Source organism: Alistipes muris (assembly GCF_943193205.1).
Taxonomy (GTDB): Bacteria; Bacteroidota; Bacteroidia; order Bacteroidales; family Rikenellaceae; genus Alistipes; species Alistipes muris.
In genome coordinates, this window is the sequence record NZ_CALPDD010000006.1 from 1 (window position 1) to 21,958 (window position 21,958).

Sequence of the window (21,958 nt, forward strand, 5' to 3'; positions counted from 1 at the left end):
GGGCGAACAATGTGTCGCCGCTTGCAGTCACAGATCGAGCATTCGGCGACTCCGTGCGCTGCGTCCAGCATCTGCCGGGCTGCCTTGCCCCCCCCCTAAAAAAAGAAACGCACCCCGAACGGCGGGGTGCGTTGTCCTGGCGAACGATGCCGGGAAGACTTACGCTTCCTTGGCGGCAAGCGCCTTGTCGACCTCGATGATGAAGTCCGAGAGCACGTTCATGTAGTTGATGAACGCGTCGTAGGCCGAATCGTAGGGGTTGAAATAGGAGTGTACGTCGCCGTCCGAGAGCCATTTGGTGGCCATGTAGTAGAAGTGGTCCGAGGTCTGGAGGAAGTTCCACACGTAGTCGAAGTCGGGGTTGCCGAGCCGCGCGATTTTATCCTTGAGGGCGTAGAGCTTGGAGAAGGCTTCGTTTTGCAGTTCGTTGCCCAGCCAGGCCGTTACGTCGCGTTCCTCGTCGGCCCACGACATGGTGTGCGGGCAGTGGAGCACCGATACGGGCTGGTACTTCGCGGCGGCTTCGCTCACCGTGGCGAATTCCAGTTCGTTGGTAGCCAGCAGGGCTGCGGGCAGCGACCGCATGAACTCGAAGATCCCCGTGTCGGCGGTCTGGTGTTCGCCGAACGTTTCGTAGTCCATGAACAGGTTGATCACTTCGCCCGGCGTGTCTTCCGAGGCGAGCCACCCGGCGAACTTGGCGGCCGTCAGCGGCCACTGGTCCCAACCCTGGTTGGAGAAACGGAACGCGATGTCGTCCGAGAGCTTGTAGTTGCGCAGCAGCAGGCGCATCCGCTGGTCGATGGCGTTGGCATAGACGAAGTTGGGCGACTTCCAGCCCAGCACGTGCTTGGCGCCTTCGGCCAGCATCGTGTGGAAGCCCATTTCGGCCACGGCGGCGCCGATGTCGTCCGAGTAGATCAGCTCGGTGTTGCGGAACGCCGTGGGTGTTTTGCCGAACTCCTTTTGGACGGTTTCGACATGGAGCTGCACCTGCCGGGCGAAATCCTCCTTCGATGCCAGCGCCGCCAGCGAATGGGAGTAGGTTTCGGCCAGGAACTCCACGCAGCCCGTGTCGGCCAGCTCCTTGAACGAGGCCAGCACCTCGGGCGCGAACTTGCGGAACTGCTCGATGGCGCTGCCCGTGACCGAGAACGAACAGCGGAATTTCCCCCCGTTTTCGCGGATAAGTTTGAGCAGCAGGGCATTCATCGGCAGGTAGCACTGCCGGGCGACTTTCTGCATGATCGAACGGTTCAGCAGATCGTCCAGGTAGTTGTGGTCCTTGCCCATGTTGAAGAAACGGTATTTCTTCAGTCGCCAGGGCTGGTGGACCTGAAAATACAGACAGACGGTTTTCATGCGGGGCTGTTATTTTATTGATTCTTAGTTTCTTCGATGACCTCTTCGTAGACGGTCCTGATTTTGGCGGCCACGTTGTTCCACTTGAGGTTCGTCACCTCCTCCAGTCCTTTGGCGGCGAACATGCCTGCCAGCGCGGGGTACTTGACCAGTCCGTACATGGCGTCGGCCATGGCGTCGACGTCCCAGTAGTCGACCTTGACGGCATAGTCGAGCACTTCGGCCACGCCGCTCTGCTTGGAGATGATGACCGGCACGTTCGAGCGCATGGCTTCGAGCGGCGAGATGCCGAACGGTTCCGAGACCGAGGGCATGACGTAGACGTCCGAGAGCTGGAACATCTTGTGCACGTCTTCGCCGCGGAGGAATCCCGTGAAGTGGAAGCGGTCGGCGATGCCGAGGCGGGCCACACGGCGGATGACGTGGTTCATCATGTCGCCCGAGCCGGCCATCACGAAGCGCACGTTGGGCATGCGCTTGAGCACTTTGGCGGCGGCTTCCACGAAGTAGTCGGGGCCTTTCTGGTAGGTGATGCGGCCGAGGAACGTGATGATTTTGTCGTCGACACCGCGTTCGGGAGCTTCGCCCGAATTCTCGGCGAAGCGCACGGCGTTGTGCATCGTCACGACGCGTTCGGCCGGGATGCCGTAGCGGTTGATGACGATGTTGCGCGTGAGGTTCGACACGGCCATGACCCGGTCGGCGGCCTGCATGCCGGCGCGCTCGATGGCGTAGACCTGCGTGTTGATGTTTTCGCCGCTGCGGTCGAACTCCGTGGCGTGCATGTGGACGACCAGCGGCTTGCCCGAAACGCGCTTGGCCGCGATTCCGGCGTAGTAGGTGAGCCAGTCGTGGGCGTGGATGATGTCGAACTGCCCTTCGAGGTCGCGGGCCACCTGCGCGGCGACGATGGCATAGCGGGCCACCTCCTCCATGAGGTTGGCGCCGTACTTGCCGGAGAAGGTGTAGCGCTGTTTCCACGCATCGGTAGTCGACCACGTTTTCTGCCCCGTCTTGACGAACTGCTCGTAGTAGTCGGCATACTCTTCGGGCGAAATGTAGGGCACCATGTTCGAGTCGATGCGGATGAACGACATGCTGCCGAGGATGTCGTCGGCCCCGCTGCCGGTCGGGCCGTAGAGCGCCTCCACCTCGCTGGCGTTCAGCACGTGGGTGAAACGCTGGTCCTCGTCGCCGTAGGCGTGGGGCACCACGAACGTCACATCGACGCCGTTGCGCGCCAGACCGCGGGTCATGCCGTAGCAGGCCGTACCCAGGCCGCCCGCGATATGGGGCGGAAACTCCCAGCCGAACATCAAAACTCTCATAACTGTATCCTTTCTTTGTAACTTTTATTGCCTCTGTTTACCCGATTCCTGCGGATGGCCGCACCGGGTTCATGCTCCTTTGCGGTCGCGTATCATGCGGTAGAGCGCGAGCACGGCTCCGACGCTCCACGCCTGCGAAATGGCACCGCGGGGGGCGTAGGGCGGGTCGGCGTCGTAGAGGTCGTTGATCGACCCGATGCCGTAAACCTGGATCTCTTCCTCGAACGAAGCCAGCATTTCTTCGGCCTGCGGCAGAAAAGCGTCGCCGTCGATGTCGAACGATGCCTGCGCATAGAACGGCAGCAGCCACGGCCACACCGAGCCGTTTTTCGCCGCGAAGTCGCGTTCGGCAAGCGAGCCGTCGCATGTGCCCTTGTAGAGCGGGTTGCGGGGCGTCAGCGAGCGCAGGCCCTTGGGGGTCAGCAGGTGCTGGCGCACGGTGCGGATGACGTCGATTTGCGTCTCGATGTCGGGCATCTTGTAGGGCAGCCCGCACGCGATAATCATGTTGGGACGAATGGTGTCGTCGGCTCCGCCGTCGCCCACGACGTCGGCCAGATAGCCCTGCGGCAGTCGGAACAGCTTGTTGAACGAAGCCGCGGTGCGGGCCGGAAGCTCCTCCCATGCCCGGACGAACTCCGTGTCGCCGTTCTCCGACGCCAATTTGAGCGTATAGCATACGGCATTGTACCACAATGCGTTGGTTTCGACCTGATAGCCGTTGCGCGGGGTGACGGCTTGCCCGGCCACCACCGAATCCATCCAGGTAATCGGGTGTGCGTCGGACGAAGCCCACACCAGTCCGTTGTCGTTGAGGATGACGCGCCCGGCGATGCCGCGGCGGTAGCTTTCGAGCAACTGCTTCATGGCACTGCCGTAGCGGTCCCATATCTGCCGGCTGTCGAGCGCCTTTTCCAGCTGCTGAAGGGTCCAGAAGAACCAAAGCGGGGCGTCGGCCGCCACGGCTGCCGATGCGGTTCCGGCGAACATGCCGTCGTGCATGTCGCGGACCTGCGTGTCGAGGGCGTCGATGCAATCTTCCTTGTGGTCCTGCGCCAGCGTCAGTCCGGGCAGTGCGATGAACATCTGCCGGGCCGAAAAACCGTGCCACGGGTACCCGGCCACGACCTCGGTGCGGTCGCCCGGACGGCGGACGACGAACTGCCGGGCCGAGTGCTCCATGCAGCTGATGAAGTCGATTTTGTGGGTGCGCCGGGCGATGGAAGCCTCGAAGACCTCCTCGATGGTGCGGGTCGAACCCATCTCGTCGAGCGACGCCGAGAAGATGATGCTTTCGCCCTTCTTGAGCTCGGTCTCGAAATAACCTGTGGTCATCAAGTCCTCGTGCCCCTCGTAACCGCGGGCGATGTCCTGGAGGTACTCGAAATTGTAGTACCAGTCGGGAGCGGGCACGAATTCCGTGCCGGGCTTGCTGGTCTGGAGGTAGAGCCACGGGAAACTCTCGTACAAACGGCATCTGACGCCGTTGACGGCCGGGTAAGAGTGGCCGTTGGCCGCCATGTTGGCCTTGGTCAGCGCGTGCTTGTCGCGGAAAGCGAGGAACGGGCGCAGCCGCAGCCTGGTTTCCGAATGGGCGTCGACGAGCGTGTAGCGAATCATCAGCTGGGTGCGCTTGTGGATCCACAGCATCTCCTTTTTGAGGATGACCCCTCCGACGCGGTAAGTGATCGTGGGGGTGGGCGTGTACTGGAAGTCGGTGATGTACTTGTGGCCGCGCGGCTCGTAAACGCCCTTGAAACGGTGCAGCGCCAGGTTGAAGCTCTGGTCGTGCTGCACGATCGTCTCGTCGAGCGACGAGAGCAGCAGGTAGGTGCGCTCGCTCTGGTCGATGGGCGCCACGATAAGCCCGTGGTAGCGCCGGGTGTTGCAGCAGACGATGGTCGTGCTCATGTAACCGCCGCGGCGGTCGGTGGCGAGCATTTCCCGCTGGAGCGAGTACTCCAGATTGCCCAGTTCGCTCTTGTCGAAGGTTAGTGCTGACATATCGCTGTGAATGACTTTGTTTCGTGTGTATGAAGATACGGATTTTTTCGCCAAGTTGTTCGCCCGGAGCGAAAAAAATCGCTTTTTCACGCTACTTTATATAAATACCGACGGCCGGAACGACAGGTTTCGCCCGGCCGTCGGTATGCACTGCTGCGCAGCTACGCCCACTTCACCAGCGCGAAGTCCATGCGGTGGGGCAGATGTTCGTTCTGCGGGAAGACACGCAGCGCCACGTCGTAGGTGCCGGTCTCGGAGGGGGTGTAGTCGAGCGTGTAGGTCACCAGGCTGCCCTCGGCCTTGGAGCGTTCGAGCCCCACGGTGCGGGTGACGTTGACGCTCTGGCCGCCGACGATCTGCTTGGCGATGACCATCTCCACGCCGATGTCTTCGGGCCGCAGGTTGGCGATGTCGAGCTTCACCTCGAAGCGGTAGGTCTCGCCCACGAAGACAGCCTCCTTGTCGATTTTCACGCGCTGCACGTCGACCACGCGCACCTGGTCCCAAGCGGCCGAAACCTTGCGCTTCCACGCGGCGATTTCGCGGGCCAGCTTGTACCCGCCCTCGGTGATGGCCTGCTTGCGGGCCGCGAGCTTGTTGTAGAAGCGGTCTTCGTAGTCGATGAGCATGCGGTTGGTGGTGAAGTTCGACGCGATGTCGGCCACACAGCGCTTGACGGACGAAACCCAAGCGTGGGGAATGCCGTCCTGCTCGCGCTGGTAGTAGAGCGGGGCTATCTGCTCCTCGATGGTGTTGTAGATCATCTCGGCGTCGAGCTCGTCCTGGTAGTGCTGGTCGGCGAAGGTGCGTTCCATGGGAAGCATCCAGCCGGCGCCCTCCTTGTAGCCCTCGACCCACCAGCCGTCGAGCACGGAGAACTGCATGACGCCGTTCATGACGCATTTCTCGCCCGACGTACCCGAAGCCTCCAGCGGACGGGTCGGGGTGTTGAGCCATACGTCGACGCCCTGCACCATGCGGCGTGCCAGCTCCATGTCGTAGTTTTGCAGGAACAGAATCTTGCCCACGAACTGCGGCATGGCCGCCACTTCGACGATGCGCTTGATGAGGTCCTGCCCCGGCTTGTCGTTGGGGTGGGCCTTGCCCGCGAAGATGAACTGCACGGGACGCTCCTTGTTGTTGACGATGGCCGACAGGCGGTCGAGGTTCGTAAAGAGCAGGTAGGCACGCTTGTAGGTGGCGAAGCGGCGCGCGAACCCGATGGTCAGCACGTCGGGCTTGATGCCCTCGATGATCTGAATCATCTGGCGCGGCGAATCGAGCCGCACCTGCGCCGGGTCGCTGAAGCGGCGGCGGATATGCTTGATAAGACGGTTTTTCAGATACATGCGCTCGTTCCACAGCTCCTCGTCGGGGATGTTGTGGACTTTCTGCCAGGCCGGTATATTATAGGTGTGGCCCTCGAAGCCGTCGCCGAAGTAACGGGCATAGAGACGGCGCAGCGAGGTGGCGATCCACGTCGGGAAGTGCACGCCGTTGGTCACGTAGCCTATGTGCAGTTCGTTCTTGAAGTAGCCCGGCCACATGTTGCCCAGAATGTCTTTCGACACCTCGCCGTGAAGCCACGACACGCCGTTGACTTCCTGCGAAAGGTTGCAGGCCAGAACGGACATCGAGAACTTCTCGTTGGGGTCGTTGGGATTGGTCTTGCCGAGGTTGATGTACTGCTCCCACGTGATGCCCAGCACATCGGGGTAGTGCGACATGTACTGGCGGATCATCTGCTCGGGGAATGCGTCGTGACCTGCGGGCACGGGGGTGTGCGTCGTGAAGAGCGACGACGAGCGGACGACTTCGAGCGCTTCGGAGAACGACAGTTTCTTGTGGTTCACCATCTCGCGGATGCGTTCGATGCCGATGAACGCGGCGTGACCCTCGTTGCAGTGGAACACCTGGTGCTTGACGCCCAGCTTGCGCAGGGCCCGGATGCCGCCGATGCCCAGCAGAATCTCCTGCTTGAGGCGGTTCTCCCAGTCGCCGCCGTAGAGGTAGTGGGTGATCTGACGGTCTTCTTCGAGGTTGTCCTCGAAATCGGTGTCCAGCAGGAACAGGTCGGTGCGTCCTACCTGGCATTTCCAGACGCGCGCCGAAAGCGTGCGGCCCGGGAAGGCGATGGTGATGGTGAGCCAGTTGCCCTCCTCGTCGCGCACGGGCGAAATGGGCAGCTTGTAGAAGTTCTGCGCTTCGTAGGTCGCTTCCTGTGCGCCCTGCGCCGAGAGACGCTGGGTGAAGTAGCCGTAGCGGTACAGCAGACCCACGGCAGCCATCGGCACGTTCTTGTCCGAAGCCTCCTTGAGGTAGTCGCCCGCCAGGATGCCCAGGCCGCCCGAGTAGATTTTGAGCGACGAATGCAGGCCGTACTCCATCGAGAAGTAGGAAACGGTCGTCGTCGAGGGGTCGGGCTTCTCGTTCATGTAGTTGGTGAACTGGGCATATACGGCGTCGAGCCGGGCGAGGAACTCGGGGTCCTTCTCCAGCTCCTTGAGCCGTTCGATGCTCAGTTTGTCGAGGAACGCGATGGGGTTGCGCTCGCATTCGGTCCACAGCGCCGGGTCGATGTTCTCGAACAGGTCGCGGGCGCCGGGGTTCCAGCACCACCACAGGTTGCGCGAGAGCTCTTCGAGCGCGTGTAGGCGGGCCGGCAGGGTCTTGTCGACCATCATGCGGTTCCAGTTGGGCTTTTCGGCGAAAAGCTGCTGGCGCACGAAGTTGATTTGCTCGGTCTTCGAGCCGCCGTCGTCGAGTACGGCCCGGTTGGTGCGGACCACCGAGGCCTCGATGGCTTCGGAATAGGCTTTTTCGTAGGCCGTGTAGAGGTGTTCCCACAGGGCCGACTTCGAGGTTTCATAGGCCGAGCGGCGGATTTTCGCGATCTGCGTTTCGTCGAGCTTGCTGAAATGCAGTAGCGCATCGGCAATGGCGCCCACCACGTCGCGGTCGTTGTAGTCGTCGCGGCGAACGACTACGACACCGTCGTGCTCGGGCTGTTTGTTGACCCACAGACCGAAGCCCGCCAGCGTGGTGGTGACGGTCGGCACCGAGAAGGCCACCGATTCGAGCGGCGTATAGCCCCACGGTTCGTAGTACGACGGGAACACCGTCATGTCCATGCCTACAAGCAGTTCGTAGTAGTCCTTGCCGAAGATGCCGTCGTTGCGGTTCAGGTAGGTCGGCACGAAGAGCACCTTGACCTTCGAGTTGTCGGTCGTCAGCACCGAGCCGTTGAGCGCGTGGACGATGGGGTCGCTGTCGGGGTATTCGAGCACATGGGTCGAATATTTGTAGCGGCTGCCGTCGATAGGCTGCGATGCGTCGGCCAGATGGGCCTGGAGGTCGGGCCGCGGGCCGCGGTTGGCTGCCGGCACCGTGATGTAGACCAGTATTTCGCGGTCGAGGTTCCCGGATTCGGCCAGCGTCTTGAGCGAATCGAGGAAGACATCGAGCCCCTTGTTGCGGAATTCGTAGCGGCCGCTGGTTCCCACGATCAGCGGGTCGGTCGAGAACTTCGTGCCTAAGCAGGCTTCGGCCACTTCGATCATTGTCTTGCGGGCTTCGGCGCGCTTGGCGTCGTATTCGGCGCCCGTCCACACGAAATCGTTCTCGAAACCGTTGGGGGTCACGCAGTCGGGCTCGCGGCTGAGCAGGTATTTGCATTCGTTGGCCGTGATGTCGCTGACGGTGAGGAACGCATCGTGGTAGGTGGCGGCCATCTTCTCGATGGAGTGCTTGGCCGTCACGTTGAACTGGCGGGCCAGTTCGTCGGCGTTGAATTTCGTCAGGTCGTTGTAGAGCGGCAGTCCGTTGCCGGCGATGCAACGTCCCATGACCGTGGCGTGGGTGGTGAAGAGCGTGGCCACATAGGGGGCATGGCGGCGCAGGTAGAGGCCTCCGGCGGCGGTCATCCATTCGTGGAAATGGGCGGCCACTTTCTCCGTGGCGGTGCAGAACGTGTCGACGTAGGAGGCGATTACACGGCCTGCGGCGTAGCCGAACAGCACGGGTTCGATGTAGTCCCACTGACCCGAAATCGAATCGACATGGTAGTCCTCCCACAGTTTTTTGAGTATCTCGTCCTTGCGCGGGAAAAGCGACGTGAAGTCGATCAGAACGGCCGTCGGCTCGCCCTTGATTTTCCAGCGCCCTATGCGGATGCGGATGCCGTCGTTGTAGACGCTCTGGCGCCAGTTCTTCAGCAGGCTGAGGTCTTCCTCGAATTCGGGGTTGACCCCCTCGTGCGAGAGGTCGGGACCGAGGAGCAGGTAGCGGTCGCCGAATTTGCGGACGGCGGTCTGCGCCTTGGTCGAGACTACGGTGTGGATGCCTCCCACCTTGTTGCATACTTCCCAGCTCACTTCAAACAGATAGTCCGGGGTCAGTTTCGCGTTGCTCATAGTCTATTTTTCGATTTGTAATTTACTCGGTTTGAGGGATAAGGTCGGGCGCAAAGGTAACACATATATTATTATAAAGCAAAGGTTTCCGCCGTGGGGCCCTCTTGCGGGCGGGGCTGCGGGGCCGTTGCAGACGCTTCGGACCTCAATTTCTTAAAAATATTTAATAATAATTTAACATTGCAGGGCCGGGGCTTCTCGGCCGGGGTTTCGCAGGGGTGCCGGGTGTCCATGGGCGTCTGCTGCTAACGGGTCTCGAACAGCGCGCCGATGACCGCGTCCGACACTAAGAAGCGTTCGGGCGGAATGCTGAGCCGTTCGTCCGTCAGCCGGACCATCCCCGAGGGGGCCATCCGGCGGGCTTCCTGTTCCAGCTTTGCAAGCCGCTGCTTCCCGAACAGACGCCCGGCTTCGGCCAGTTCGATTCCCTCGGCCGTGCGCAGGCGTGTCAGCAGGTATTCATTGAAGCGGTCGCAGTCGGTCAGCACCTCGCGTCCGGCCGCTTCTCCGGCTGCGTAGCGGTCGACCGACGCGGCGTTCCAATGGCGCTCGCAGCCGTCGTAGGAGTGGGCCGCAGGACCGATGCCCAAGTATTTCTCGCCGTGCCAGTAAGCCGAATTGTGGCGCGCCCGCCGTCCCGGCAGGGCGTAGTTCGAGACTTCGTAGTGTTCGTATCCGGCGCGGGTCAGCGTTTCGTGTACGAGCCGGAATTCTGTTTCGCTCACCTGCTCCCCGACGGGTGCGAATGCTCCCCGTGCGGCCCGGCGGCCGAACGCCGTATCGGGTTCGACGGTCAAATGGTATGCCGAAACATGTTCGGGTTCCAGCGCCAGCACGCCGTCGAGCGAGCGGCGCAGCGAATCGCCGCCGAATCCCGGCACACCGAAAATCAGGTCGACGGTCAGGTTGCCGAATCCGGCCCGGCGGGCCGCCGCAACCGCTTCGCGTGCCTGGGCGGCGGTGTGGCGGCGGTTCATCAGCCGCAGGCAGGCATCGTCGAGCGACTGGATGCCGATGGAAAGGCGGTCGATGCCCGCCTGGCGCAGCGCTTCCAGATAGGGCCCGTCGAGGTCGTCCGGATTGGCTTCGAGGGTCGTTTCCTCCACAGCCGTGCAGTCGTAAAGGTCGGCCGCGCGGGCCAGCAAGTCCCTGATTTGCTGGGGCGTGAGCAGCGACGGGGTGCCGCCGCCGAAATAGCGGGTGCGGACCGGTTCGCCGCCCAGGTAGCCGCGCCGCGTTTCCAGCTCGCGGTGCATCGCCGCCAGCACGTCGTCCATGCGCCGCAGGTCGGCGCTTTTGTAGAAGTCGCAGTAGGCGCAGATGCGTTTGCAGAACGGTATGTGGAAATAGAGGCCTGCCATAGATTATCAAATTTACGAAAAAATTCCGTACTTGGTGCGCTCTTCGGCCGAAAAAGCGAGCCGGGCCGCAAAAAGCGCATCCGTTTTCGGCGGATTATTTGCTGTACGGGAAGCGGGCGGCCATGCCGGGAACCTTTTCGACAGGCCCGGCGCTGTGCCGAATGCGGCCGGAGCGGGAAAGCCGTGCGATTGCCGGACTGCCCGGAGAAGCCCCCGAACGCGTTATGAATGAACCGGATAACCGATGCCGGAAAAATAATGGGTATTTTTCGGAATTTTCATTGTTATTTTTTTCACAAGTATGAAAGTTTTTCTACCTTTGCGTCGGAAAAACGCAGGCGCCCCTGCCGGGCGCCGTCATGCAGGAAATAGGTTTAATTCTAAAAATAAGTTAGTTATGGACAAACTGGATTTGACAAAGTACGGGATTTCCGGCGTCAAGGAAGTCGTGTACAATCCCTCCTACGACGAGCTCTTCCGCGAGGAGACCAAGAAAGGCCTGAAAGGTTTCGAGAAGGGTCAGCTGACCGACATGGGTGCCGTCAACGTGATGACAGGCGTCTACACCGGCCGTTCGCCCAAGGACAAGTTCTTCGTCATGGACGAGACCACCAAGGACACGATCTGGTGGACTTCCGACGAGTATAAGAACGACAACAAGCCCGTGAGCAAGGAGGCTTGGCAGGAACTCAAGAAGATCGCTTCCAAGGAGCTGTCGGGCAAGAAGCTCTACGTGGTCGACACGTTCTGCGGCGCCAACAAGAACACGCGTCTGAAAATCCGCTTCATCATGGAGGTGGCATGGCAGGCTCACTTCGTGAAGAACATGTTCATCCGTCCGACCGACGCCGAACTGGAGGAGTACGGCGAGCCCGATTTCGTGGTGCTCAACGCCTCGAAAGCCAAGGTCAAGAACTACAAGAAGCTGGGTCTCAACTCGGAGACGGCCGTGGTCTTCAACCTCACCGAGAAGATGCAGGTCATCATCAACACGTGGTACGGCGGTGAGATGAAGAAGGGTATGTTCTCCTACATGAACTACCTGCTTCCGCTCAAGGGCATTGCTTCGATGCACTGCTCGGCCAACACCAACGAAAAGGGCGAGACGGCCGTATTCTTCGGTCTGTCGGGCACCGGCAAGACCACCCTTTCGACCGACCCGAAGCGTCAGCTTATCGGCGACGACGAGCACGGCTGGGACGACGACGGCGTCTTCAACTTCGAGGGCGGCTGCTACGCCAAGGTCATCAACCTCTCGAAAGAGAACGAGCCCGACATCTGGAACGCTATCCGCCGCAATGCGCTGCTGGAGAACGTCACGGTCGACAAGAAGGGCGCTATCGACTTCGCCGACAAGTCCGTGACGGAGAATACGCGCGTGTCGTACCCGATTTTCCACATCAACAACATCGTGAAGCCCGTATCGAAGGCTCCCGCTGCCAAGAAGGTCATCTTCCTTTCGGCCGACGCTTTCGGCGTGCTGCCTCCGGTGTCGATTCTGACCCCCGAGCAGACGAAGTACTACTTCCTCTCGGGCTTCACCGCCAAGCTGGCAGGTACCGAGCGCGGCATCACCGAGCCCACGCCGACTTTCTCGGCATGCTTCGGCGCCGCTTTCCTCTCGCTGCACCCCACCAAGTACGGCGAAGAACTCGTTAAGCGCATGCAGCAGTCGGGCGCCACGGCCTACCTGGTCAACACGGGCTGGAACGGTACGGGCAAGCGTATCTCCATCAAGGATACGCGCGGCATCATCGACGCCATTCTCGACGGTTCGATCGACAAGGCTCCGACCAAGATGATTCCGACCTTCGACTTCAAGGTGCCGACCGAGCTGCCGGGCGTGGACTCCAAGATTCTCGACCCGCGCGACACCTACGCGAACCCCGCGGAGTGGGAGACCAAGGCCGAAGACCTGGCCAACCGTTTCGTGAAGAACTTCGTGAAGTTCACGGGCAACGACGAGGGCAAGAGCCTCGTGGCCGCCGGTCCGAAACTGAAGTAAGACTTTTCGTAACACATAATTTTTGGATGCTTCCGGTCGCTCTTTCGGGCGGCCGGAAGTGCTTTTTTGGGGAAATAGCCTTGCAGATGCTGGACGCAGCGCACGGCGAAGCCGTAGGCCCGGTTGGTTCCGTTCAGCGGCCGCACGTCGCCCGCGCGGAAGAACAGGTAGCCCGCATTGTGGTTGCCGGCGTAGTAGGACGACGAGCACCAGACATTGCCCTCCGTGCCGACGTACGTCAAGGCTCCCGTCGAGTTGTGGCGGTAGCCCGTAGCAGGGCTTAAGCAATCGCTCGGATGAATGACGGAAAAATGCTCAATGTTTTCTGCCAGACTGGGATGTATAGCTAACGGCGTGCTGAATCGTTTCAGCGGCTTGTTAAAACGTTTTAGCCTCTTCGGCCGTATGCCGTCAGCGGATTGCTGAATCTGCACAACCGCGCTGGCGGAAGCCGTGACCTCCGCCACTCCGGGTTGCGGCTATTTTTTGGGCTTGAAAATCCGGCAGCCGATGGAGACGCCGATTTTGTTGGGGTACCATTCGGACGAACCGTTGAACGGGTCGGGGTGCTTGGGCTGGACGGGGCGGTGGGGGTACATGTCGATTTCGCCGTCGAAACTATATCCGTTGTAGTGGCTGTCCATCCATGCCCAGCCCAAAAAGGCGTCGACGAGCCAGCGCTCGCAGAATTGGTATTCGTAGCCCACGCACAAACCGATCATCATGCCGTAGCCCTTGCAATAGCGGTTCTCGAACTTGATGCTTCCGTGTGCCAGGTAGGGCTTCGACATGTCGAACGCCATCATGCCGAGGTTGGCGCCCAAGTACCAGCCGCGGCTGTGCTCCTTGAAATAGCGGCGGTATTCGCCCATGAGGATGCCGAACTTCATGTGCTTGCCGTTGATGGATTTCCACGGCGAGACCACGATTTCGGTTTGCAGGGTCGATTTGGGTGAGATGGCGAACTCCACGGCGGGATTGATGACCCCCGCCAGCGCATAGAGCCCGTTGAGTTTGACGTATCCTTGTGCGGCGGCACTCCTGGAGCCCAGCAGGGCGGGCAGAAACAGGAGCAGCAGAGCGGTGTATTTTTTCATGCGGCAGGCGTATCAGTATGAAAACGGGCGGAACGCGAAGATTCCGCCCGCAGACTGGTGACCGGAGAGACTATACGGTCATGATTTCCTTTTCTTTCTTGTTGAGCGTGTCGTCGAGCAGCTTGGTGAACTTTTCCAGCAGCTTCTGCGTCTGGGTTTCGCCGTCCTTCGATTCGTCCTCGGGCATGCCCTCCTTCTGCGCTTTCTTGAACGCTTCTACCGCGTCGCGGCGGGCGTTGCGGAAACTGATGCGGGCTGTTTCGGCTTCGGAGCGCACCTGCTTGACCAGCTCCTTGCGGCGGTCTTCGGTCAGCGGCGGAATCGACAGCCGGATTTGCTCGCCGTTGTTCGAGGGGGTCAGACCGATGTTCGAGTCGACGATGGCTTTCTCGATGGTGCGGATCATGTTCTTGTCCCACGGCTGAATCAGGATGGTCTTGGCGTCGGGCACGGTGACGCTGGCCGCCCCCGAAACAGGCACCTGCGAACCGAAGTAATCGACCATCACGCCGTTGAGCACGTTGGGCGACGCTTTGCCTGCGCGCACGTTGAGCAGTTCTTCTTCGAGGTGGTCGAGGGCTTTCTGCATCCGGACGGAGGCGTCGTTGAGAATGGTTTTGGTATCCATGATTGTGTGTGTTATTGATTCAGTGTCTGTTCGATGGCTTCGACAAGCCGCCCGAATTCGTCCGCTTCGTAGCCCACCGACGAAAGCTCGATTCTGCCGTCGCGGCCGATGAGGATGTTGCGCGGGATGTGGTTCGAGGCGTAGCGGTCGTAGACGCTTCGCTGCGGGTCGAGCCCCATGGGGAAGTTGTAGCCCTGCTGTTGGCGGAAAGCCGCCACGGCTTCGCGGCCCTCGCCGCGGGCGATGGGCAGGAAGATGAAGTCTTCGCCTACGAAACGGTCGATGACGTCGGCTTGCACGCGTGCAAGCTCCTGCCGGCAGGGCGGGCACCACGTTGCCCAGAAGTTGAGCAGAACCACCTTGCCGCGCAGGTCGGAGAGGGTGACATGGGAGCCGTCGAACATTTCGACCGTGAAGTCGGGGGCCGTGTCGCCCGGCTTGACCAATGCGGCGGGGTCGGCCGGGGCGCTGTCGGGGCGGCTGCCGTCGGGCAGCAGCAGGATGGCCGCGGCGATGGCGGCTATCAGCGCCAGCATGATCCAGAGTTGCTTGTTGCTCTTTTTGGTTGCCATTTCGTTAGGTGAAAGGTGAAAAGTGAAAGGTGCGGCGGGGAACCGGAGTTCTTTGGCAAGCCGGGCTATGCCGCGCCCGGGCGGGCCCTATGGTTTTACGAGCGTGCCCACCTTTTCTCCGGCAAGGACCCTGCCCAGGTTGCCGGGAGTGTCCATGTCGAAGACCACGATTTCCAGCCCGTTCTCGCGGCAGAGGGTGAACGCCGTGAGGTCCATGACCTTGAGCCGTCGGTCGAGCACTTCCTCGAACGTGATTTCGTCGAACTTCGTTGCGGCGGGGTCCTTCTCCGGGTCGGCCGTGTAGACACCGTCGACGCGCGTGCCTTTCAGCAGAACGTCGGCTTCGATTTCGATGCCGCGCAAGGCCGACGCCGAATCGGTGGTGAAATAGGGGTTGGAGGTGCCGCCCCCGATGATGACCACGCAGCCCGCTTCCAAGTACTCGATAGCCCGCGCCTTGGAGAAGTATTCGCCGATGGGCTCCATGCGGATGGAGGTCAGCACCTTGGCGCGCACGCCGTTGTCCTCCAGCGCCGACTGGAGCGCCAGCGAATTGATGACCGTGGCCAGCATGCCCATCTGGTCGCCCTTGACACGGTCGAAGCCTTTCTTGGCCCCCGTCATGCCGCGGAAGATGTTGCCGCCGCCGATGACGATGCCTATCTGCACGCCGCTTGCGGCCGCTGCCTTGATTTGCTCCGCGTAGGATTGCAGCACCTCGGGCGAAAGCCCGTATTTCTGCTGGCCTTGCAGCGATTCGCCGCTCAGTTTCAGAAGTATGCGCTTGTATTTCATCTTTCTGTGCCGTTTGTCGGACGAAGATACGAATTTTTATTCGATTTTTGCAGGGTTCGCGGTTTTTCGTTGGCTGCGGTCAGGGAAGCCGGAACGTGAAGACTACGGGATAATGGTCCGAAAGATAGGCCGCACCGTAGCCGTCGCGCAGCGTTTCGAGGGCGGGGCCGGAGACGTTGCGGCAGAAGATGTGGTCGATGACGATGTTGCCCGGAGCCGAACCGAACCCGTTGAAAGTCCCCCGGCGGTCGGTCGGGTCGGCGATGTCGCGGGCGATTCGGAGCTGTTCTTTCAGCGGCGCCAGGTCGGGGTGGGCGGCGTCGGTGTTGAGGTCGCCGCCGACGATGACCGTCGCGCCGTCCGGAATCCGCTCCCGGACGAAGTCGGCGACCATCCGTGCCGATTCGCGGCGGGCGGTTTCGCCCATGTGGTCGAAATGGGTGTTCAGATAGTAGAATTCCTTGCCTGTGGCCTTTTCGCGCAGCTGTGCCCATGTCACGGTGCGGTTGCAGGCCGCATCCCACCCGCGCGATACCTGTCCGGGGGTCTCGCTCAGCCAGAAAGTGCCCGACGCCGGAACGTCGAAATAGTCGCTGCGGTAGAAGATGGCCATGATTTCGCCGCTCTCGGCTCCGTCGTCGCGGCCGACGCCGATGCGGGCGAACTGCGGGCAGTGGAGTTCGAGGTAGCGCACCTGGTCGATTTCGCCCTCCTGGATGCCGATGACCGAGGGACTTTGATGCTCGATCATGTCGAGCACGGCTTCGCGGCGCTTGGTCCAGCGGCAGGGCCCGTCCTGTTCGGCGGCGCTGCCCTGGCGGATGTTGAAACTGATAAGTTTGATTTCGCCGGCCGGGAGCGTGTAGGCGATTGTGCGGGGCCGGGGCGCGCACGAACCGAAAAGGGCGATTCCCCCGAGCAGAAGAAGCCGGAAAGCCTGTTTCATGGGTGCAAGGTTTTGAATGATGCACAAATATAGCGATTTTTCGGCTATCGGAAAAGGGTCCGCGGCCGATTTTGCCGAAGTCGGGCGTCCGGCGATTTCCTGCGAGGGAATGCAGGAAAGTATGCGGTTGGTAAAGAAGATATTTGTTTTTATGCAGACTTGAAAGAATACCTTTCACTTTTCACCTTTCAACTTTTACCTTCGTTGGAGATAGGCTTCGCCGAAGATACTCCGCCTCAACAAAATCCAAACAAGTTTGGTTTTGTATTCGGCTTATTCGTATCTTTACAGAAGATAGGCTGCGTCTCGGCAATGGCCAAATAAATTTGGCATTGCTCTCGACTTGCGCACTTTGGCTGCGCCGAAGATACTCCGCCTCAACAAAATCCAAACAAGTTTGGTTTTGTATTCGGCTTATTCGTATCTTTGCATATCCATGGCTGCGGATGAATACATATTGCTGAACCGGATCGGTTCGCCGCGCGAGCTGAAAACACTCACGCAGGAGGAATTACGCACCTATTGCGACGAACTGCGCCGCTATATCATCGGGGAATGCTCGGTCAATCCTGGCCACCTGGCGTCGAGCCTCGGGGCGGTGGAACTGGCTGCGGCGCTCCACTATGTGTACGATACGCCCGAGGACAAAATCGTGTGGGACGTGGGCCATCAGACCTATGCCCACAAAATCATCACGGGACGCCGCGAAGCGTTCCGCAACAAACGCAGGCTGGGCGGAATCAGCGGCTTCCCGCGCATGGCCGAGAGCGAGTACGACGCTTTCGGCGGCGGCCATGCCTCGGTCTCGATTTCGGCGGCGTTCGGCATGGCCAAGGCGGCCGAACTGCGGGGCGAGAAGCGCAAGGTCGTGGCGGTCATCGGCGACGGCTCGATGACGGGCGGACTGGCGTTCGAGGGGCTCAACAACGCGGGGGCCAGCAAGAGTACCGACCTGCTGGTCATTCTGAACGACAACAACATGGCCATCGACCAGGCCACGGGCGCACTCAAAAATTACTTGCTGAAAATCTCGACTTCGGTCCATTATAACCGGCTCAAGCAACGTTTGTGGGGTGTGCTGTCGCATACGCCGCGCCTGCTGCGGCTGTGTCAGAAGATGGGCAATGCCGTGAAGCAGGGCGTGCTCAACAACAGCAATCTGTTCGAGAGCCTCAATTTCCGCTATTTCGGTCCGGTCGACGGGCACAGCCTGCCCGAGCTGGTGCGGACCCTGCGGGCGCTGCGGGCGATTCCGGGACCCAAACTGCTGCACGTGATGACAGTCAAGGGCAAAGGCTATCTGCCTGCCGAGCACGACAAACCCGTGTGGCACGCGCCGGGACGCTTCAACCCCGAGACGGGCGAACGCATCGTGGCGCAGGGAGCGGCGGCCCGCTATCAAGATGTGTTCGGCCGGACGCTTGTCGATTTGGCGCAGCTCGACCCTCGGGTGGTGGGCGTGACGCCTGCCATGCCCTCGGGCTGCTCGATGAACATGCTGATGCAGGCCATGCCCGAACGCTGTTTCGACGTTGGCATAGCCGAGGGCCACGCCGTCACTTTTTCGGCCGGACTGGCCGCGGCGGGGATGGTGCCTTTCTGCAACATCTATTCGTCGTTCATGCAGCGGGCCTATGACAATGTGATTCACGATGTTGCGATACAGAATCTGCCTGTGGTGCTGTGTCTCGACCGCGGCGGCCTGGTCGGCGAGGACGGAGTGACGCACCACGGACTGTTCGACATGGCGGCTTTCGGGACGGTGCCGTCGCTGACGATTGCGGCCCCGATGGACGAACGCGAACTGCGCAACATGATGTACTCGGCCTTGCAGGCGGGAGGGCCCTATATGATTCGCTACCCGCGCGGCAACGGAGCCGGAGCGCCGTGGCAGGACGAGCCTTTCGAGGTGCTGCCCACGGGCAAGGGGCGCTGCCTGCGCGAGGGCGGCGATGTAGCGCTGCTGACCGTCGGAACGGTCGGCCATGCGGCGGCGCGGGCTGCCGAACGGGCTGCGGCCGAGGGACTGAGCGTAGCCCACTACGATTTGCGGTTTGCCAAACCGCTCGACGAAGAACTGCTTGCCGAAGTCGGGTCACGGTTCGCCCGGGTGGTGACCGTCGAGGACGGATCGCTGCGTGGCGGTGTGGGCGAGACGGTCGCGGCGTGGTTCAACAGCCACGGGTTCAAGCCCTCGGTCCGTTCGCTGGGCGTCGGCGACGAGTGGATCGAGCACGGTACCCCGGCCCAGCTTTACGCCCTCTGCGGCTTCGACGAGGAGAGCATCCTGCAGGCGATACTTCAGCGATAGACTGCTGCTGCGAAGAACGCGGAAGCGCGAGAGCCCGGACAATTTCCCACGTATTGAAAACTCCGAACCTGCATCGGCGGCGTAAGTACGGCACCGACAGCGCGTTCGGTGGCCCGAAGTTTGTTATTTGCAGGAAAAACAGTATATTCGCACCGTAAAACCCAATGGGTTTCCAGCGTTCTTGACATATTCGTATCGTTATAAGCGATTGTATCTAAATCTTAAATTCTGGTAAAATTTTTGTCCACAGATACCATTTGCGTCCGGGAGGACGTGTGTTGTATTTTAGTGGACGAGGTTTACCAGAGCCTGAGATTATAAAATCGGCAGCGTCTTCCTCTTTTTGTGCTCTGCCGGATACGATCGGTCGGCCGGCAGCGGCGGGAAACTTTGTCTTCACTGTGTGCATGGCAAACGAGAGTTGCGTCACCCTGTCGCTGCACCTACGGTAAAAGGCAGCCATGCCCGGAATGGGGCAGGTCAAGGCTTGTGTCAGCGCGGCAGCGCCGGACGCGTATCCGCCGTATGGGTGCGGATACATTCGGGCCGGCGCACAGGCTGTCTTTTACCCCTTTTAATACCCGGAAAATCAAGCGACGGAGCAGGGAATCCCCAAGGCTTCGACCCGGACCGCGATGGCCTGCAGCTTCTCGCGCGGCACCTTTTCGAGTGTCGGACAGGGGGTGTCGCGGTCGAGCGAGTAGACCATGACCTGCCGGGGGCGGATTTCGCCGACCAGCCGCAGCCACGCGGCGACCTCTTCCTCGGTGGTGTTGTCGATGGACGCACCGCCGCAAGTTCCCCGTAAGAACATCGTTTGCAGAATCATCCGCCCCTCGAACCGTTTCATCTGTTCGACCGTCTCACGAACCGTATAAGCCGCATTCTGCGGGTTGTTCATGCGCCGGACCGTTGCGTCGAAAGCCGAATCGAGTTTCAGAATATTGTTGTCTACGCGCAGCAGGGCCCGCCGCACGTCGTCGCGGTGGAGCTGTGTGGCGTTCGACAGCACGGAGACTTTGGCCCCGGGGCACAAGGCGTCGCGCAGGGCAAGGGTGTCGCCGATGACGGCCTCGAAGTCGGGATGGAGGGTCGGCTCGCCGTTGCCCGCGAAAGTAATGACGTCGGGGGGCGTGCCGTCGGCGACCATCCGGCGCAGGGTGGCTTCGAGCTGGGTCCGCACGTCGTCGCGGTCGTTGAAGCGCCGCGCGCCGGGATGTTCGGCGTTCCAGCCGCATTCGCAGTAGATGCAGTCGAACGAACAGAGCTTGGACCGGGTGGGCAACAGGTTGACGCCCAACGACAAACCCAGCCGCCGCGAGCGCACGGGCCCGAAAATGATGTCGGGGAAAAGCGATGTCATGATGCGAAATTAGCAAAATTCGGAACAACCCCCAAACCCTTTGCCGGGAAACGGGCGTTTCGTGCCGGCCGGTATGCCGAAACGGCTAAAATAAGTATAAATACGTATCCTTGCGCCACAAAAAACGGCTACCTTTGGTCATCGGTTCCGTTTTATTTGTATTTTTGCGGGGCCGCTGCCGAACAGGCACGGAAACAAGGACATACAAATTCCAAAATTACATAGCAGATATGGTAGATATTTTTGCACGCCTCGAAAAGAATGCAGGCGGACCTATCGGTCAGTACATGGGCTATGCCCACGGGTACTATGCGTTTCCCAAACTGGAGGGCGAAATCGGCCCCCACATGGTATTCCGCGGCAAGGAAGTGCTCAACTGGAGCCTGAACAACTACCTCGGTCTGGCCAACCTGCCCGAGGTGCGCAAGGCCGATGCCGAAGGCGCCGCCAAGTTCGGTATGGCCGCCCCGATGGGCGCCCGCATGATGAGCGGCCAGACGGTTTACCACGAACAGCTGGAGCGCGAGCTCGCGGCGTTCGTCGGCAAGGAAGACGCGTTCTTGCTCAACTTCGGCTACCAGGGCATGATTTCGATTATCGACTGCCTGCTCACGCCGCGTGACGTGGTGGTCTACGATGCCGAAGCCCATGCCTGCATCATCGACGGTCTGCGCATGCACAAGGGCAAGCGTTTCGTCTTCGGACACAACGACATGGAATCGCTGCGTCTTCAGTTGCAGCACGCTACCGACCTGGCCGAGGAGCAGAACGGCGGTGTGCTCGTGATTACCGAGGGCGTGTTCGGCATGAAGGGCGACCTGGGCAAGCTCGACGAAATCGTGGCGCTGAAAAAGGATTTCCAGTTCCGTCTGCTGGTCGACGACGCCCACGGCTTCGGCACGATGGGCGAGGGCGGCCGCGGTACGGCGTCGCACTTCGGTGTGGTCGACGGGGTGGACGTGCTGTTCAACACCTTTGCCAAGTCGATGGCCGGAATCGGGGCTTTCGTGAGCGGTCCGCGCTGGCTTATCAACCTTTTCCGCTACAACATGCGCTCGCAGCTCTATGCCAAGTCGCTCCCGATGCCGATGGTGATTGGCGCGCTGAAGCGTCTGGAACTGATTCGTCAGCACCCCGAATACCAGCAGAAGCTGTGGGAAATCGTGCGTGCGCTCCAGAGCAGTCTGAAAGAGAACGGGTTCGATATCGGCGTGACCAATTCGCCCGTAACTCCGGTCTTCCTCAAGGGCGGTGTCCCCGAAGCAACGAACCTGGTGGTCGACCTGCGTGAGAATCACGGTATATTCTGCTCCATCGTCATCTACCCCGTTATCCCGAAGGGCGAAATCATCCTGCGCGTCATCCCCACCGCGGCCCATACGCTGGAGGACGTCAAGGTGACTATCGAGGCGTTCAAGTCCGTGCGCGAGAAGCTCGAAAGCGGCTACTACGCCAAGTTGCCTATCCCCGTCCGCGCCGACGAGGGTTTCAAGGTCCGCTAAAAAGATTTCATAATAAAAATTAGGTGAAGAGGATTGCCGGCTTCCGATTTCGGAGGTCGGCAATTTTTTTTCGGTTTTTAGGCGGGTTTCTCTCTTTCGTTCGGCTCGTCGAATTCGATGTGGGAACAAGTTCGGCATCGCATTCGGTTTTGTTTCTGAGGTCTTGGGATGCTGTGTCCTCGGCCCGCCTTATTCGTCTTTTTCAGCCCCGGGGTTTCGTAATTTGTCCCCGAAAAATTTTGTCGTTTGATTTTTTCGGTTTATATTTGCAG

At 60.5% G+C, this 21,958-nt stretch carries 14 protein-coding genes; 3 read left to right on the top strand and 11 right to left on the bottom strand.

Annotation, left to right across the window (positions count from 1 at the left end; genetic code table 11):
* Positions 1-159 precede the first annotated feature (159 nt).
* The 5 genes from NFR47_RS04510 to hemW all read right to left on the bottom strand — a co-directional run bounded on the left by NFR47_RS04510 (position 160) and on the right by hemW (position 10,467).
* The gene (locus tag NFR47_RS04510) at positions 160-1,362 is read right to left on the bottom strand and encodes a glycoside hydrolase family 57 protein (RefSeq protein WP_251214396.1); all 1,203 of its coding nucleotides are present in this window, start codon (positions 1,360-1,362) and stop codon (positions 160-162) included.
* Positions 1,363-1,376: 14 nt separating this feature from the next.
* A complete protein-coding gene (locus tag NFR47_RS04515) occupies positions 1,377-2,690 on the bottom strand; it encodes a glycosyltransferase family 4 protein (RefSeq protein WP_321571064.1) in 1,314 nt (437 codons plus the stop codon).
* 69 nt (positions 2,691-2,759) lie between these two features.
* Entirely contained in the window at positions 2,760-4,694 is a 1,935-nt protein-coding gene (locus tag NFR47_RS04520) for a glycogen debranching enzyme N-terminal domain-containing protein (protein WP_251214397.1), read from the bottom strand.
* A 161-nt stretch (positions 4,695-4,855) separates the two neighbouring features.
* The gene (glgP, locus tag NFR47_RS04525) at positions 4,856-9,106 is read right to left on the bottom strand and encodes an alpha-glucan family phosphorylase (RefSeq protein ID WP_251214398.1); all 4,251 of its coding nucleotides are present in this window, start codon (positions 9,104-9,106) and stop codon (positions 4,856-4,858) included.
* Between the two features lie 245 nt (positions 9,107-9,351).
* Positions 9,352-10,467: a radical SAM family heme chaperone HemW gene (hemW, locus tag NFR47_RS04530; protein WP_251214399.1), complete on the bottom strand. Its 1,116-nt coding sequence runs from the start codon at positions 10,465-10,467 to the stop codon at positions 9,352-9,354.
* Positions 10,468-10,864: 397 nt separating this feature from the next.
* Between hemW and pckA the strand changes: the two genes are divergently transcribed.
* Positions 10,865-12,472 carry a phosphoenolpyruvate carboxykinase (ATP) gene (pckA, locus tag NFR47_RS04535; protein WP_251214400.1) on the top strand — a complete coding sequence of 536 codons (1,608 nt, stop codon included), beginning with the start codon at positions 10,865-10,867 and terminating at the stop codon, positions 12,470-12,472.
* A gap of 479 nt (positions 12,473-12,951) precedes the next feature.
* Here the strand turns inward: pckA and NFR47_RS04540 are convergent, their stop codons facing one another.
* From NFR47_RS04540 to NFR47_RS04560, 5 genes are all read right to left on the bottom strand, one after another.
* Positions 12,952-13,569 (bottom strand): DUF3575 domain-containing protein, encoded by a 618-nt coding sequence (locus NFR47_RS04540; protein WP_251214401.1) that lies wholly within the window; start codon positions 13,567-13,569, stop codon positions 12,952-12,954.
* A gap of 70 nt (positions 13,570-13,639) precedes the next feature.
* Entirely contained in the window at positions 13,640-14,200 is a 561-nt protein-coding gene (gene frr / locus NFR47_RS04545; RefSeq protein ID WP_251214497.1) for a ribosome recycling factor, read from the bottom strand.
* Positions 14,201-14,208: 8 nt separating this feature from the next.
* The gene (locus NFR47_RS04550; RefSeq protein WP_251214402.1) at positions 14,209-14,769 is read right to left on the bottom strand and encodes a TlpA family protein disulfide reductase; all 561 of its coding nucleotides are present in this window, start codon (positions 14,767-14,769) and stop codon (positions 14,209-14,211) included.
* A gap of 87 nt (positions 14,770-14,856) precedes the next feature.
* Complete coding sequence (gene pyrH / locus NFR47_RS04555; protein WP_251214403.1) at positions 14,857-15,564, bottom strand: UMP kinase; 708 nt, start codon at positions 15,562-15,564, stop codon at positions 14,857-14,859.
* Positions 15,565-15,643: 79 nt separating this feature from the next.
* Positions 15,644-16,510, bottom strand: a complete 867-nt coding sequence (locus NFR47_RS04560) for an endonuclease/exonuclease/phosphatase family protein (protein ID WP_251214404.1) — start codon at positions 16,508-16,510, stop codon at positions 15,644-15,646.
* A 436-nt stretch (positions 16,511-16,946) separates the two neighbouring features.
* On the opposite strand from NFR47_RS04560, the gene dxs reads away from it, so the two are divergent.
* Complete coding sequence (gene dxs / locus NFR47_RS04565; protein ID WP_251214405.1) at positions 16,947-18,821, top strand: 1-deoxy-D-xylulose-5-phosphate synthase; 1,875 nt, start codon at positions 16,947-16,949, stop codon at positions 18,819-18,821.
* 589 nt (positions 18,822-19,410) lie between these two features.
* Here the strand turns inward: dxs and NFR47_RS04570 are convergent.
* Entirely contained in the window at positions 19,411-20,184 is a 774-nt protein-coding gene (locus NFR47_RS04570) for a radical SAM protein (RefSeq protein WP_251214406.1), read from the bottom strand.
* A 230-nt stretch (positions 20,185-20,414) separates the two neighbouring features.
* Between NFR47_RS04570 and NFR47_RS04575 the strand changes: the two genes are divergently transcribed.
* The gene (locus tag NFR47_RS04575) at positions 20,415-21,686 is read left to right on the top strand and encodes an aminotransferase class I/II-fold pyridoxal phosphate-dependent enzyme (RefSeq protein WP_251214407.1); all 1,272 of its coding nucleotides are present in this window, start codon (positions 20,415-20,417) and stop codon (positions 21,684-21,686) included.
* Positions 21,687-21,958: the final 272 nt, after the last annotated feature.